Origin of the sequence: Ensifer adhaerens, assembly GCF_020035535.1 — a bacterium.
Taxonomy (GTDB): domain Bacteria; phylum Pseudomonadota; class Alphaproteobacteria; order Rhizobiales; family Rhizobiaceae; genus Ensifer.
Genome location: NZ_CP083350.1, coordinates 2,314,054 through 2,327,598 on the forward strand (window position 1 = coordinate 2,314,054; position 13,545 = coordinate 2,327,598).

The following is a 13,545-nucleotide window of genomic DNA, read 5'->3' on the forward strand; positions in this document are numbered from 1 at the left end:
TCCTATTTGACTGAGCCCAGCATTCCCTGGACAAACTGGCGTTGCATGAAGAAGAAGACCGCGAGCGTGGGAAGCGTCGCGAGAATGGTGCCGACCATGACGACGCCGTAGTCGGGGTAGTAGGCGGAAGCGAGCGAGGAGATGACCAGCGTGATCGTTTTCTGCTCGTTCGACTGCAGCACGATCAGTGGCCAGAGATAGTTGTTCCACGCCGTCATGAAGACGATGATGAAGGCCGCCGCATAGGTCGAGCGCATCACGGGCACGTAGATGTAGAGAAAGATCTGCCATTCCTTGAGCCCGTCGACCTTGGCGGCATCGCGAAGCTCCGACGGGAATGCCTTGGTGCACTGGCGGAAATAGAAGACCACAAAGGCCGAGCCGATTGACGGCAGCACGACGGCGAGGTGGGTGTTGATGAGGCCGGCCTTGCCCATCATGATGAAGAGCGGGATCATCAGCGCCGCAAACGGGATCATCATCGTGAGCAGCAGGGCGCTGTAGATCCGGTCTCGGTGGCGCGAGCGGAACATCTCGAAGCCGTAGCCCGCAAGCGACGACACGGCGAGCGTTAGCACTGTCGCGAGAATCGCGATCTTGGCTGAATTCCAGAAGACCAGAGGCGCGTTCACTTGGGTGAAGAAGGTGGCGATGTTGGTGGCAAGCGCGGTGCCCGGCATCATCCTGCCCTTGATGATGTCGATCGAGGAATTGGTCGCGCCGAGCACCATCCAGACAAAGGGAAAGATCGAGAGAAACGCCATCAGCCCGACGAAGCCGTAGGTGACGATGGTGCTGATGACACGTGCGGATCCGTTGTTCATCGGTCGCGCTCCCGTGCCGCGAAGAACTGGAGGCAGGCGAGCAGGGCGACGAGCACGACGATCACATAGGAGACCGTCGCCGCGTAGCCGAAGTTCGGCATGAAGCGGAAGGTCAGGTTGTAGATGTAGAGCGACAGGGTCAGCGTGGCGTTCGACGGTCCGCCTTTGCCCTCGGTCAGGTTATAGACCTCGTCGAAGAGCTGGATCGTGCCGATCGTCGAGATGATCGTCGTGAACAGGATGACGGGCTTCAACAATGGAATGGTGATGTGGGTGAAGCGCGCCCAGGCGGGCACGCCGTCGATCCGCGCGACCTCGTAGATAGACTTGTCGATGTTCTGCATCGCCGCGAGGTAGAAGATCATGTTGTAGCCGGTCCAGCGCCAGGTAATCGCAATGATGACGAGGGTTTTTGCCCAGAAGGGATGCGTCAGCCACGGGATCGGCGAGGCGATGAGGCCGATCGCCTCCAGCGTCGAATTGACGATGCCGTCGAGCGCGAACATGCCCTTGAACAGCACCGAATAGGCGACGAGCGAAGTGACGCAGGGCAGGAAGATGGCGGTGCGGAAAAAGCCGCGGCCGACGAGCTTGGGATTGTTGAGCAATGACGCCAGGATCAGCGCCAAAAGGATCATGATCGGCACCTGCACGACGAAATAGGTCAGCGTGTTGGTCAGCGCCTTGATGAAGACTGGATCGTTCCAGAGGCGGACGATGTTGGCGAAGCCGGCGAATTTCAGCATCATGCCGCGGCCGGACTGGAACGACATCCAGAGCGACCAGACGATCGGATAGATCATGAAAAGGGCGATCAGCCCGAGCGCCGGCGCGACGAAGAGCCAGCCATTGACGTTGTAGTATCGGCCGATGCCGCCGCGACGCGCGAGAGCCATCATCATCCCCATGGATAGCAGGAGCCGTTGGCCGCGGCGAACCTACCGCGGCCAGGAGCAGTCAGATAATCGCCATCGCGATTACTGAACCTGTGCGCTGACCTCGGCGTCGATCGCCTTCAGGATATCGTCGACGGGCGTTCCCTGCTGCAGTGCCGGAAGCTGTGCCGTGACGGCGGTGTCCGCCTCGTTGGTGAAGACGCCGTAGTTGACAGAAGGGACCTTCGCGAGCCAGTCGGAGAAGTTCTGCCAGACCTTCTCGCCACCGAAGAAGGCATCGGCCTCGCCATAGGCGGCCCCGCCGCGGGCGGCGAGCAGCGAGCCGACGGCGCCGCGATCCGTAAGGATCGTCTGGTAGAAGTCGACGTCCTTGGCATAGACCTCGTTCAGGAAATCGATCGCTTCGGCCTTTTCGGCTGAGCTTTCAAGCACGTACCAACTCGATCCGCCGAGGTTTGAGGCATGCGTCGCGCCGTCGATCGAAAGCGCCGGGATCGGTGCGACGCCCCACTTGCCCGACTGGTCCGGCTGCGCCTTGACGGTGCCGGTGATCCAGACGCCAGTGATGACGGTGGCGACATCGCCCGACGTGAAGGTGCCGACCCAATCGGACCAGCCGGCGGCAGGCTTGTAGATATTGGCGGCCATGATCTTGCCGACCGTTTCCAGCGATGCCTTCAGCGCCGCGTTGCCGGTGATGTTCGTCTTGCCTTCCTTATCGAAATACCACTGTCCGGCCGATTGCATGATGATGCGCACGAGGCCGGCGTCGGTCGGGTCGAGACCCATCATCTTTTTGCCGGTCTTGGCTTCGACCTGCTGGCCGATCTCAATGAAGCGATCCCAGGTGAGATCCTGCATATCCTCGGGCTTGAAGCCGGCCTGCTCCAGATAGTCCTTGCGGTAGTAGAGACCGGTGACGCCGGAATCAAACGGCATGCCGTAGACTTGGCCATCCAGCGTCATCAGCTCAACCTTGTAGGGGGCGAAGCCGGAGTAATCGACGGTACCGGAGAGTGGCGCGAAAGCGCCGGGGAAGGACTGCAGATATTTCTGCGCGCCGTAATCTTCGATCAGCACAATGTCGGGCAGAGCGTCCGCGGTGCCCGACGAAAGGCCGGTCTGCAGCTTCTGCTCGACGTCGGCCTTGGCGAAGTCGACGATGTTGAAGGTGATATCAGGGTGCGTCTTGGTGTAGCGTGCGCCGGCCTCCTTCATGATCGCGACGTTGAAGTTCGGATCCCAGCACCAGATGGTGATTTCCTTGGCCTCGGCGGCCGTGACGGCCAAGAGGCTGGCGCCTGCAAGCGCGATGGCGGCAAAGCGCGGCAGATAGGTACGCATGTCCATTGTTTCTCCTCCCTCGAAATTCGTTCCCCGAGACGTTCCTCCTAGTCTCGGCGCGGAGTATTTCGCAAAATTCTGGAGAAGGCAATATTTCAGTAAATTTTTACCACGCGTTTTTTACCGGCCGTTTACGCACCTGCAACGGCGGCTGCCGCCATCGTGCTGCCGCGCCAGACCATCTCCGTTCCGAGGACCACCTTCTTCGCCACGTCGCGTCCGGTCAGCCGCTCGACCAGGAGGTCGACGGCGGTCTCGCCGATCACTTCGGCCGGAATCTTGACGGTCGAGAGCGGCGGGCCAAGAAACTGGGCGACGGGGATGTCGTTGAAACTCGCCACGGCGACGTCGTCAGGGATACGCAGCCCCAACTCGTGAATCGCGCGGTAGGCGCCGATCGCCATGTTGTCGTTGCAGGTGACGAGGATCTTGGGTGGATTGGGCTTCGACAGCATCGCCTTGGCGAGTGTGTAACCACTGTCGGGCGTCAACTTTTCGACCATGCAGAGATCGGGATCGTACAGGCCGGCTTTCGTCATCCATTGGATGAAGGCACGGCAGCGGCGTTCCGAGTGGATGTCGTCCTTGTCTCTGAATGCGTCGATCCAGCCGAGAAAACCGATACGGCGATATCCCATGCCGTAAACGCCATCCAGCAGGCGGTTCATCGCGATCGATACGTCGCTCATCACGCTGTCGTCGATATCATCTTCGGGGGAAAAATCCGCAAAGACCAGATGGCGGCTATGCCGCCGCAGCCAGTGGACCTCTTCGCCATAGTGGTGGCCGACGGCGACGACGCCGCTGGCGCCCTGCAGGATCGCGGCCTCCGGCAGGTTGCCGTTGTGGAAGACCTTCACCACCTCGATCTTCAGCGCCTGGCAACGGTTTTCGATGCCGAGCCGGACGCCGACATAATAGGGGTCGATTAGCTCCTGGGCGGGCTGGAGGAAGTGGACCAGCGCGAACTTCAGGCCCTGCAGCGGTCCGGCGCCGCGGCCGCGATTGCGGGGGGTGGCATAGTTCAGCGCCTCGGCCGTCTCGATGATCGCCTGTCGCTTCTTGGTGGAGATCGAAAGGGTCGGATCGTAATTCAGCACCCGTGAGACCGTTGCCGAAGAGACCCCGACAGCCGAAGCGATTTCCTTGATTGTGACCATGTCCAACGTCCTGCCCGCCGCCGCGGCCCTCCTTTCGGGCGCGGCGCAATCTTTATTTAGTAAAATTTTGCCTGCGGTTTTTCAATCTCTGGGCGCGTATTTCGTTCGTAGAACGTGACGCAACCGCGCGCGGCATCACGCGGCGCGGCCGGTTGCCAACGCCTGCGCCTGAAGTTCGTCGGAGAGGGACGCCCAGAGTGCTGCGATAGGGCGGGACGCGAGCCCCTGATCGTCGGCGGCGAAAAGCCCAAGCTCGATCACCGGGGCAGGCGGCAGCCCTTCTTCGGCGCCGAGGACCCGCATCGTATTGGTGCGAATGTTGAGATCCAGGAGAACGGCGATGCCGAGGCCGGCCTCGATCATCGACTGGATCGAAGAGAGGCTGGCGCTCGTCAGCACCGTGCGCCAGGGGCGGTCCCCACTCTTCAGCGCCTCGATCATCTTCTGCCGCCAGGTGCAAACGCCATCGAAGGTGACGAGTGGCAGGGGACCATTTTCCGGCATCGCGAAGCCACGTGCCGCAACCCATCTGAGCGGCAGCAGCCAGGTGAGGATCGGCGCGCCATGGATCAGGGCCGGGTCCCCGATCGCGACGTCGAGCTGCCCCTGGGACAGCTTCTCCGACAACACGGTACTTTCGCCGACCGTCAGTTCGAGCGCCACATTCGGATGACATTCGGTAAACCGTTGCAACGCCCTTGGGAGCGAACCAACGGCGATGTCCTCGATCATGCCGAAGCGGATCGGCCCTTGGAGGGCCTGTCCGGCGAGCGCCCGCCGTGCGCCCATGCTCAATCCCAGCATCTTCTGGGCATAGGGCAGCAGCACATGTCCGGCCTCTGTCAGGTCCATGCCCCTCGTGTTGCGGTTCAAGAGCCTGGTGCCGACATCGTCCTCCAGACGGCGCAACTGCATGCTCACGGCGGCCTGAGTGCGTGCCAGCCGCTGAGCAGCACCGCTGACGCTGCCGCATTCGGCGGTCACGACGAAGGCGCGCAACAGGCCGATGTCGAGGTCATGCATATAACGATCCTTTATGGCGACATCACAATTATTAGCGTTCTTTATTGTGCCGGGATTGCTATGGCTGTTCAAGCCCAACGGGAGAACGAACATGGCGGAAACGGAAACGACAGCGGATAGCGCATGGAGCAAGCCGCGCGCGACGGACGACACCGCCGGGCGTGTGTCTATCGCGATCGCCTTCTGTCTGCTTTCGATGTCGAGCGTGCAGTTTGGCGCCGCGCTCTCCAAGCCGGCCATGGATAGCGTCGGAGCTTTTGGCGCGACCTGGCTGAGGCTCTCCTGGGCAGCGGCCTTCCTGCTGCTTCTCGTCCGTCCGCCCTTCCTCGGCTATACGCGGTCGCAGTGGCTCTCGGCTCTTGCCCTCGGTGCGACGATGGCAGTGATGACGCTGTGCTTCTTCGCGGCAATCGCGCGCATCCCGCTCGGCCTTGCCGTGGCGATCGAATTTCTCGGTCCCTTGACGGTCGCCGCGATTTTCGGCGGCCGTGGCTGGCGTCTGCTTTGCCCGGTTATCGCTGCCGCCGGTGTGTTCTGCCTTTCCTGGGACGGTTCATCCTGGGTCGCGGACACGCGCGGTCTCCTCTTCGCGTTTGGTGCGGCGATCGGTTGGGGCGGCTATATCGTTCTGATGAAGCATGCCGGCCAGCGCTTCGGGGGATTGGAGGGGCTCGCCGTCTCTTTGCTGTTTGCCGCGCTGTTCGCGACGCCGTTTGGCCTGCACCAGGTTCAATCCGGCTTCTCCTTCGACATGTTGGCGATGACGGCCGGGCTTGCCATCCTGGTGCCGTTGCTTCCCTACGCGCTCGAGTTCATGGCGCTGCGACGCATGCAGCCCTCGGCCTTCGGCATCCTGATGAGTCTGGAGCCGGCAATCGGCGCCGGTGCCGGCTTCGTCATTCTCGGTCAGGCATTGGCCCTCAACCAGATCTTCGGGGTCGTGCTCGTGATGATCGCCAGCGTCGCCGGCACCTTGTTGGCCAAGGTCTAGGCCGTAGCGGGGAGCACCTTTTCACGCGTGACTTCCGCCGAAGAATCCGACGCTGCCGGCGCCGGTGTCCGCTTGCCGCGCCCTCTACGACCTCCGATAAATTTCATCGATGCGCGCACTAGGTGAAAAGTGCCCGTTTACAAAAGTAATATTATATGATTTTTTCTCGATGGCTGCGTGGAGGCAGCTTTCTTTGGGAGGAAATCATGAAAATCGCCAAGGCACTTGCGTGTGCAACGATCCTTGCTGCCTGCACGTTTGGCAGCGCTTCCGCGGCCGATCTGGTAGTCGGCTTTTCGCAGATCGGCTCGGAGTCCGGCTGGCGCGCCGCCGAGACGACGCTGACAAAGCAGCAGGCCGAACAGCGTGGCATCGATCTCAAATTCGCTGATGCGCAGCAGAAGCAGGAAAACCAGATCAAGGCGATCCGCTCCTTCATCGCGCAGGGCGTGAACGCCATTCTCGTGGCCCCGGTGGTCGCTACCGGCTGGGACGAAGTGCTGCAGGAAGCCAAGGATGCGGAAATTCCGGTCATCCTGCTCGACCGCACGGTCGATTCGTCGAAGGAGCTTTACCTGACGGCAGTCACCTCCGACCTCGTGCACGAGGGCAATGTTGCCGGCAAATGGCTCGTCGATACGACCGCGGGCAAAACCTGCAACGTCGTCGAGCTTCAGGGTACGACCGGTTCCTCGCCGGCGATCGACCGCAAGAAGGGCTTCGAACAGGCGCTTTCCGGCCACGACAACCTGAAGATCATCCGCAGCCAGACCGGCGACTTCACCCGCACCAAGGGCAAGGAAGTCATGGAAAGCTTCCTCAAGGCTGAGGACGGCGGCAAGAACATCTGCGCGCTCTATGCCCACAACGACGACATGGCCGTCGGTGCCATCCAGGCGATCAAGGAAGCCGGCCTGAAGCCGGGCAAGGATATCCTTGTCGTGTCGATCGACGCCGTTCCGGATATCTTCCAGGCGATGGCCGCCGGCGAAGCCAATGCCACGGTCGAGCTGACGCCGAACATGGCCGGTCCCGCTTTCGATGCGCTTGCCGCCTTCCAGAAGGATGGCACGGCGCCACCGAAGTGGATCCAGACGGAATCGAAGCTCTACACTCAGGCCGACGAGCCGCTGAAGGTCTACGAGGAAAAGAAGGGCCTCGGCTACTGACGTCGGCCGTGGCCCGCGCTGCTTCTCGCGCGGGCCACGCTCTTTCCAGGTTCCGGCTGAAGAGCGCAGCTTGCCGCGGCTAGGCGCTGTGCTTCTCGTTGGTAGATACCAGCATCGCGGAGACGGTATCGATGCAGACCAGTGACCACATTCTCCAGGCGATCCGGATTGAAAAGACCTTCCCGGGGACCAGAGCCCTCGACAAGGTCGATTTTCACCTGCGGCGCGGAGAGGTTCATGCACTGCTTGGCGAAAACGGTGCCGGAAAATCGACCCTGATCAAATGCTTGACCGGGGCCTACCGGCGCGACGGCGGCGCCATTCTGCTCGATGATATCGAGGTCAATCCGCGCGACACGTTCGAAGCCCAGGCACTCGGGATCGGCACGGTCTACCAGGAGGTCAATCTGCTGCCGAACCTGACGGTTGCCGAGAACCTCTTCCTCGGGCGCCAGCCCCGCCGCTTCGGCATGGTCGACGTGCGCGCGATGAACCGGTGCGCGCGGGATTTGCTTGCCGACTATGAACTCCACATTGACGTCACCCGCGATCTTGCCAGCTATTCGGTCGCGATCCAGCAGGTCGTTGCCATTGCCCGGGCCGTCGATCTCTCCGGCAAGGTGCTGATCCTCGACGAGCCGACGGCGAGCCTCGATGCGCACGAAGTGGCGATGCTGTTCCGCATTGTCCGGCACCTCAAGGCACGCGGGCTCGGCATCGTCTTCGTCACTCACTTTATCGAGCAGGTCTACGAGATTTCCGACCGGATCACCGTGCTAAGGAACGGGCAGCTCGTCGGAACGCGTGAAACCGCCAATCTGGATCGCCGCGAGCTGATCGCGATGATGATCGGCCGCGAGCTGGCGGCGGAGATCCACGCGCCGCGTGCGGAGGCCCAGGAAGGGCCGTTGCGCTATCGCTTTCGCAATTATGGCCGCAAGGGTCGCGTCCGTCCCTTCGATCTCGATGTCCGCTCCGGCGAAGTGGTCGGCATGGCCGGCCTGCTCGGGTCCGGACGGACGGAGACTGCAGAGCTTCTCTTCGGCGCCCATCGCGCCGACAGCGGTGCGGCCGAAATCGATGGTCGTACGGTCGATCTCTCGTCGCCGCGGGCCGCCATCCGCTACCGCTTCGGTTTCTGCCCGGAGGATCGCAAGACATCGGGCATCATCGGTGATCTCTCGGTGCGCGAAAACATCGTACTCGCCCTGCAGGCCCGTCGCGGCTGGACCCGGCCGATCTCGCGAGCCGAGCAGAACCGTCTGGCGGACCACTATATCCGCGCGCTCGATATCCGCACGGCCGATCGGGAGAAGCCGATAAAGCTTCTGTCCGGCGGCAACCAGCAGAAGGCGATCCTCGCGCGCTGGCTCGCGACCGAACCGGAATTTCTGATCCTCGACGAGCCGACGCGCGGCATCGATGTCGGCGCCCATGCGGAAATCGTCAAACTGATCGAGGCGCTGCGTGAGAAGGGACTGTCCTTGATCGTCGTGTCCTCGGAGATCGAGGAACTGGTCGCCTACAGCAGCCGGGTCATCGTGCTTCGCGATCGCGCCCATGTCGCCGAACTCGACGGCAGCCGCATCACTGCCGATGAGATCGTCGAGGCGATCGCCGCAACCAATGAAAGGAGGACGCCGTGACGTCGTTCCTCAGACTCTATTTCAACCGGCTGCTGCCGCAACTGATCGCGCTTGCCGTTATCGTTGTGGCGGTATCGCTGGTGTTTCCCGGCTTCCTCAACCTGCAGATCCAGAACGGCCGCCTCTATGGCAGCCTCATCGACATCCTCAACCGCGGCGCGCCGGTCGTGCTGCTGGCGATCGGCATGACCGTCGTCATCGCCACCAAGGGCATCGACCTGTCGGTCGGCGCAGTCATGGCGATCTGCGGCGCCACCGCGGCTGCGGCGATCACCTCGGGGTACTCTCTCGCCGCAACGCTGTTGATCACGCTTGCGGTCGGTATTTTCTGCGGTCTCTGGAACGGGGTGCTGGTGGCGGTACTCGACATCCAGCCGATCATCGCGACGCTCGTCCTCATGGTCGCCGGGCGCGGCATCGCCCAGCTCATCACCGAGGGGGCGATCCTGACCTTCAACGATCCCGGCCTCATCTTCATCGGTAGCGGTTCCTTTGCCGGCTTGCCGATGCCGGTAGTGATCTGGTTGATCTTCGGCATATTGATCGCCGTGCTCGTCCGGCGGACGGCGCTCGGCATGCTGATCGAGGCGATCGGGGTCAATCGCCAGGCAAGTACACTGTCCGGCGTACTGACGCCTGTGCTCCTGATCGCCGCCTATGTCCTTTCCGGCCTCTGCGCTGCCATCGCCGGCATCATCGCTGCCGCCGATATCCGCGGTGCAGATGCCAACAATGCCGGTCTCTGGCTGGAGCTCGACGCCATTCTTGCGGTCGTCGTCGGCGGGACGTCGCTTCTCGGTGGCCGCTTCAGCATTGCCGCATCGGTGCTCGGGGCCATCATCATCCAGGCGATCAACACCGGCATTCTTCTTTCGGGCTTTCCGCCGGAATTCAACCTGATCATCAAGGCGGCGATCATCGTCTTCATCCTGGTGCTTCAGTCGCCGAGGTTCCGCGCTGCCTTTGCCTTCCTCGTGCCGGCGCGCGGCGCGAGCAAACCGAGCGAGCGAGCCGCAAAATGAAGCCGAAATACCTTCCGCTCACCGCGACGCTCGTGATCTTCCTCCTGGGTTATGCGCTCTGCGTGGCGCAGTATCCGAACATGTTGTCGACGCGCGTGATCGGCAACCTTTTGACCGACAATGCCTTCCTCGGCATCGCGGCGGTCGGGATGACCTTCGTCATCATCTCCGGCGGCATCGATCTTTCGATCGGCTCGGTCATCGCTTTTACCGGCGTGTTTCTCGCTGTGGTGCTGGAACACACGAGCATCCACCCGCTCATAGCCTTCGCGATGGTTCTGGCGATCGCGACGCTCTTCGGCGCCGCGATGGGGGCGATCATCCACTATCTGGAAATGCCCGCCTTCATCGTCACCCTTGCCGGAATGTTCCTCGCGCGCGGCATGGCCTTCGTGTTGTCGATCGACAGCATTCCGATTAAGCATCCCTTCTACGCGACCTTGAAGGCGCTCTACTTCAAGCTGCCGGGTGGCGGCCGCATCACGCTGATCGGCGGGCTGATGCTGCTCGTCTTCGCGATCGGCATTCTCATCGCGCACCGCACGCGCTTCGGGACCAATGTCTATGCGCTCGGCGGGGGCACGGCGACAGCCCGGCTGATGGGCGTTCCGGTCGCCGCGACGACGATCCGCATCTACGCCTTTTCGGGCCTGCTTGCGGGATTGTCCGGCATCGTCTTTTCACTCTACACTTCGGCCGGCTACTCTCTCGCCGCCGTCGGCGTCGAACTGGACGCCATCACCGCCGTCGTCATCGGCGGAACGCTTCTGAGCGGTGGTTCGGGGTTCGTTGCCGGCACACTGGTGGGCATCCTCATTCAGGGGTTGATCCAGACCTACATCACCTTCGACGGATCGCTGTCGAGCTGGTGGACGAAGATCCTGATCGGCCTTTTGCTCTTTGCTTTCATTCTGCTTCAGAAGGGCATCATCTTCGTGTCGCGCCAGCGCCAGCAGCGGGCGTGAGGCAAGGGTTGCGCGATGTGGCCATCCCTCCATCAGCCGCGCAAACGCACGAGCCACCGGCTCGTGGTCGAGGAACTCGGCCAGGCGGTGGTCGGAGGGGAGTTCGCCGTCGGGGATATCCTGCCCGGCGATGCGGAGTTGGCTGCGCGCTTCAACGTTTCCCGCACCGTCCTGCGCGAGGCGATGAAGACACTAGCCGCCAAGGGCCTCGTCGTCGCTCGCGCTCGCATCGGTACGCGCGTCATGCCGCGGGCGAACTGGAACCTGTTCGATGGTGACGTGCTTTCCTGGCATTTCCGGGCCGGCGTCGACGAGGAGTTCCTCAGCCATGTCAGCGAGGTTCGCCTGGCGCTGGAACCCTATGCGGCCGGCCTGGCGGCGCGGCGCGCCACGGACGCCGATATCTCCCAGATGATGCGGCTGGCGGTCGCCATGGGCGATGCGGGGCACAGCGCGCAGACGCTGGCGCGCGCCGATCTTGAATTCCACCTTCGGCTGCTCGAGGCTTCGCTCAACCCGTTCATGCAGACCGTCGGCAGCCTGATCGAGGCGGCGCTGATCGGCGTTTTCCGCTTGAGCAACGCGGCCACCGACGGCGCCGAGATCGATCGCGTCGCCGTCGCGCATATCCGCATTGTCGAGGAAATTCGGCTGCGCAATGAAGAAGGCGCCCGAAGCGCGATGGAGCACGTGATCCGTGTGGGACAGCAGCAGCTGATCGCAAATATGAGAGCGCGCGACTGACCGTACAGGTGTGCGCGCCGAGCGCCGCTATGCGGCTTTGTTTTCCCGCCATCTGCGCGTAGGCTGCAGCCACCGGCACGAAAAGATGCCGGGACAGGGCAGCCGGAGAACTCGGGTGACGGGACAGGATGTGCTGATTGTCGGCGCAGGGCCGACCGGGCTGGTGCTTGCTCTCTGGCTGACCGCCCAGGGGGCAAAGGTCCGCATCATCGACAAGAACACCGGTCCCGGCCCAACGTCACGGGCGATGGTGGTGCATGCCCGCACACTTGAGCTCTATCGCCAGCTCGATCTGGCGACGGCCGTGATCGAGGCCGGACACCGCAACCCGTCGGTCAATCTCTGGGCGAAAGGCAAGGCCAAGGCACGGATATCCTTCAACCCGACCGGTGCGAAGCTGACACCCTATCCGTTTGTCCTTGTTTATCCGCAGGATCATCACGAGCGCCTGTTGGCGGAGCGGCTGGAAGCGACCGGCGTCACCGTCGAGCGCCAGACCGAACTGGTCGACTTCGAGGACACCGGCGACCGGATCGCAGCGCGTCTCCGCTTGCCTGACGGCAGCGAGGAGATTTCAACGGCGCGATACCTCGCGGGATGTGATGGCGCCCGCTCGCCGGTCCGCCACAAGCTCGCGATCGGCTTCGAGGGCGGCACCTATCAGCAGACCTTCTACGTCGCCGATGTCGAGGCGAGTGGGCCTGCCGCCAATGGCGAGGTGCACCTGTCGCTCGAAAGCAGCGACTTCGTTGCCCTGCTCGCCTATGCCGAGGGAAGGGGACGGCTGATCGGCCTCGTGCGGGACGAACGGGAGGACGCGGCCGAGCTTACCTTTCAAGATGTCAGCCACCGCGCCATCGAGAGCCTGAAACTCACCATCGACCGGGTCAACTGGTTTTCCACCTATCGTGTCCATCATCGTGTGGCCGACCGCTTTCGCCAGGGGCGCGTTTTTCTCGTCGGCGACGCTGCCCATGTGCACAGCCCGGTCGGCGGCCAGGGCATGAATACCGGCATCGGCGATGCGATCAATCTTGCCTGGAAACTCGCTGCGGTCTTGAAGGGTCGAGCATCCGACACGCTCCTCGACAGCTATGAAGGCGAACGCATTGGCTTCGCGCGCCAGCTTGTAGAAACGACCGATCGATTGTTTACCTTCGTGACGGCCGAGGGCCGCATCGCGGATTTCCTGCGTGTCGAGATCGCTCCGGCAATCGCAAATTTCGCCTACCGTATCGGCCGCGTCCGCGAATTTCTGTTCCGGATGCTCTCGCAAACCCAGTTGAACTATCGCGGTGGGCCTTTGAGCCGCAGCAATGCCGGCTGGGTGGAGGGCGGAGATCGACTGCCTTGGATCCCGGCGAACGGTCTCGACAACTACGCGCCGCTTGCCGCCATCAGCTGGCAGGTTCACGTCTATGGAGCGGCGTCCGGCGATTTGAAACAATGGTGCGCGACACGCCATGTGCCGCTTCATATCTTCCCCTGGACCGAGGCGCACGCGGTCGCGGGCCTGGTCATGGATGCAGCCTATCTTCTGCGGCCGGATACCTATGTGGCGCTGGCCGCCTCAGAACAGGCAGCGGATGCTTTCGAAGCCTATCTGTCGGAAGTGGGGATCACTCGGCCCTGACGCTCGTTCTCGCCACAGGAGGTTCCGCCGGTAGTTCGTCAGGGTTTGGCAGGCGTCAAATGACGGAATTAACGAAACAAAGATGGGGCCAGGCCGGCCCCATCTTTGTTTTCATGGATCGGGTCGCC

The 13,545-nt window shown here is 62.5% G+C and carries 12 protein-coding genes; 7 read left to right on the forward strand and 5 right to left on the reverse strand.

Going from position 1 to position 13,545, the window contains the following annotated elements:
• Positions 1-2: 2 nt before the first annotated feature.
• From LAC81_RS30740 to LAC81_RS30760, 5 genes are all read right to left on the reverse strand, one after another.
• Positions 3-824 carry a carbohydrate ABC transporter permease gene (locus LAC81_RS30740; RefSeq protein ID WP_223728440.1) on the reverse strand — a complete coding sequence of 274 codons (822 nt, stop codon included), beginning with the start codon at positions 822-824 and terminating at the stop codon, positions 3-5.
• Positions 821-1,720 carry a carbohydrate ABC transporter permease gene (locus tag LAC81_RS30745; RefSeq protein ID WP_192449412.1) on the reverse strand — a complete coding sequence of 300 codons (900 nt, stop codon included), beginning with the start codon at positions 1,718-1,720 and terminating at the stop codon, positions 821-823. The genes LAC81_RS30740 and LAC81_RS30745 overlap by 4 nt, the downstream gene beginning before the upstream one ends.
• An 81-nt stretch (positions 1,721-1,801) precedes the next feature.
• Positions 1,802-3,070 carry an ABC transporter substrate-binding protein gene (locus LAC81_RS30750; protein ID WP_223728441.1) on the reverse strand — a complete coding sequence of 423 codons (1,269 nt, stop codon included), beginning with the start codon at positions 3,068-3,070 and terminating at the stop codon, positions 1,802-1,804.
• 125 nt (positions 3,071-3,195) lie between these two features.
• Positions 3,196-4,224 (reverse strand): LacI family DNA-binding transcriptional regulator, encoded by a 1,029-nt coding sequence (locus LAC81_RS30755; protein ID WP_223728442.1) that lies wholly within the window; start codon positions 4,222-4,224, stop codon positions 3,196-3,198.
• A 135-nt stretch (positions 4,225-4,359) separates the two neighbouring features.
• Positions 4,360-5,247: a LysR family transcriptional regulator gene (locus LAC81_RS30760; protein ID WP_223728443.1), complete on the reverse strand. Its 888-nt coding sequence runs from the start codon at positions 5,245-5,247 to the stop codon at positions 4,360-4,362.
• Positions 5,248-5,338: 91 nt separating this feature from the next.
• On the opposite strand from LAC81_RS30760, the gene LAC81_RS30765 reads away from it, so the two are divergent.
• The 7 genes from LAC81_RS30765 (at position 5,339) to LAC81_RS30795 (ending at position 13,417) form a co-directional block, all read left to right on the forward strand.
• A complete protein-coding gene (locus LAC81_RS30765) occupies positions 5,339-6,238 on the forward strand; it encodes an EamA family transporter (protein ID WP_223728444.1) in 900 nt (299 codons plus the stop codon).
• Between the two features lie 206 nt (positions 6,239-6,444).
• Positions 6,445-7,407: a galactofuranose ABC transporter, galactofuranose-binding protein YtfQ gene (gene ytfQ / locus LAC81_RS30770; protein ID WP_223728445.1), complete on the forward strand. Its 963-nt coding sequence runs from the start codon at positions 6,445-6,447 to the stop codon at positions 7,405-7,407.
• Between the two features lie 131 nt (positions 7,408-7,538).
• Positions 7,539-9,053: a galactofuranose ABC transporter, ATP-binding protein YtfR gene (ytfR, locus tag LAC81_RS30775; RefSeq protein WP_223728446.1), complete on the forward strand. Its 1,515-nt coding sequence runs from the start codon at positions 7,539-7,541 to the stop codon at positions 9,051-9,053.
• A complete protein-coding gene (locus LAC81_RS30780) occupies positions 9,050-10,075 on the forward strand; it encodes an ABC transporter permease (protein ID WP_223728447.1) in 1,026 nt (341 codons plus the stop codon). Before ytfR ends, LAC81_RS30780 begins: the two co-directional genes overlap by 4 nt.
• A complete protein-coding gene (gene yjfF, locus LAC81_RS30785) occupies positions 10,072-11,040 on the forward strand; it encodes a galactofuranose ABC transporter, permease protein YjfF (protein ID WP_223728448.1) in 969 nt (322 codons plus the stop codon). The genes LAC81_RS30780 and yjfF overlap by 4 nt, the downstream gene beginning before the upstream one ends.
• A gap of 15 nt (positions 11,041-11,055) precedes the next feature.
• Positions 11,056-11,784: a FadR/GntR family transcriptional regulator gene (locus tag LAC81_RS30790; RefSeq protein ID WP_223728449.1), complete on the forward strand. Its 729-nt coding sequence runs from the start codon at positions 11,056-11,058 to the stop codon at positions 11,782-11,784.
• Positions 11,785-11,899: 115 nt separating this feature from the next.
• Positions 11,900-13,417, forward strand: coding sequence for an FAD-dependent monooxygenase (locus LAC81_RS30795; RefSeq protein WP_223728450.1), 1,518 nt, complete (start codon positions 11,900-11,902; stop codon positions 13,415-13,417).
• The last annotated feature ends 128 nt before the right edge of the window (positions 13,418-13,545 follow it).

What these genes read in the sequence shown, in the direction of transcription:
- LAC81_RS30740 (WP_223728440.1), bottom strand. Translation starts at nt 824, where the DNA reads ATGAACAACGGATCCGCACGTGTCATCAGCACCATCGTCACCTACGGC.
- LAC81_RS30745 (WP_192449412.1), bottom strand. Translation starts at nt 1,720, where the DNA reads ATGGCTCTCGCGCGTCGCGGCGGCATCGGCCGATACTACAACGTCAAT.
- LAC81_RS30750 (WP_223728441.1), bottom strand. Translation starts at nt 3,070, where the DNA reads ATGGACATGCGTACCTATCTGCCGCGCTTTGCCGCCATCGCGCTTGCA.
- LAC81_RS30755 (WP_223728442.1), bottom strand. Translation starts at nt 4,224, where the DNA reads ATGGTCACAATCAAGGAAATCGCTTCGGCTGTCGGGGTCTCTTCGGCA.
- LAC81_RS30760 (WP_223728443.1), bottom strand. Translation starts at nt 5,247, where the DNA reads ATGCATGACCTCGACATCGGCCTGTTGCGCGCCTTCGTCGTGACCGCC.
- LAC81_RS30765 (WP_223728444.1), top strand. Translation starts at nt 5,339, where the DNA reads ATGGCGGAAACGGAAACGACAGCGGATAGCGCATGGAGCAAGCCGCGC.
- ytfQ (WP_223728445.1), top strand. Translation starts at nt 6,445, where the DNA reads ATGAAAATCGCCAAGGCACTTGCGTGTGCAACGATCCTTGCTGCCTGC.
- ytfR (WP_223728446.1), top strand. Translation starts at nt 7,539, where the DNA reads ATGCAGACCAGTGACCACATTCTCCAGGCGATCCGGATTGAAAAGACC.
- yjfF (WP_223728448.1), top strand. Translation starts at nt 10,072, where the DNA reads ATGAAGCCGAAATACCTTCCGCTCACCGCGACGCTCGTGATCTTCCTC.
- LAC81_RS30790 (WP_223728449.1), top strand. Translation starts at nt 11,056, where the DNA reads ATGTGGCCATCCCTCCATCAGCCGCGCAAACGCACGAGCCACCGGCTC.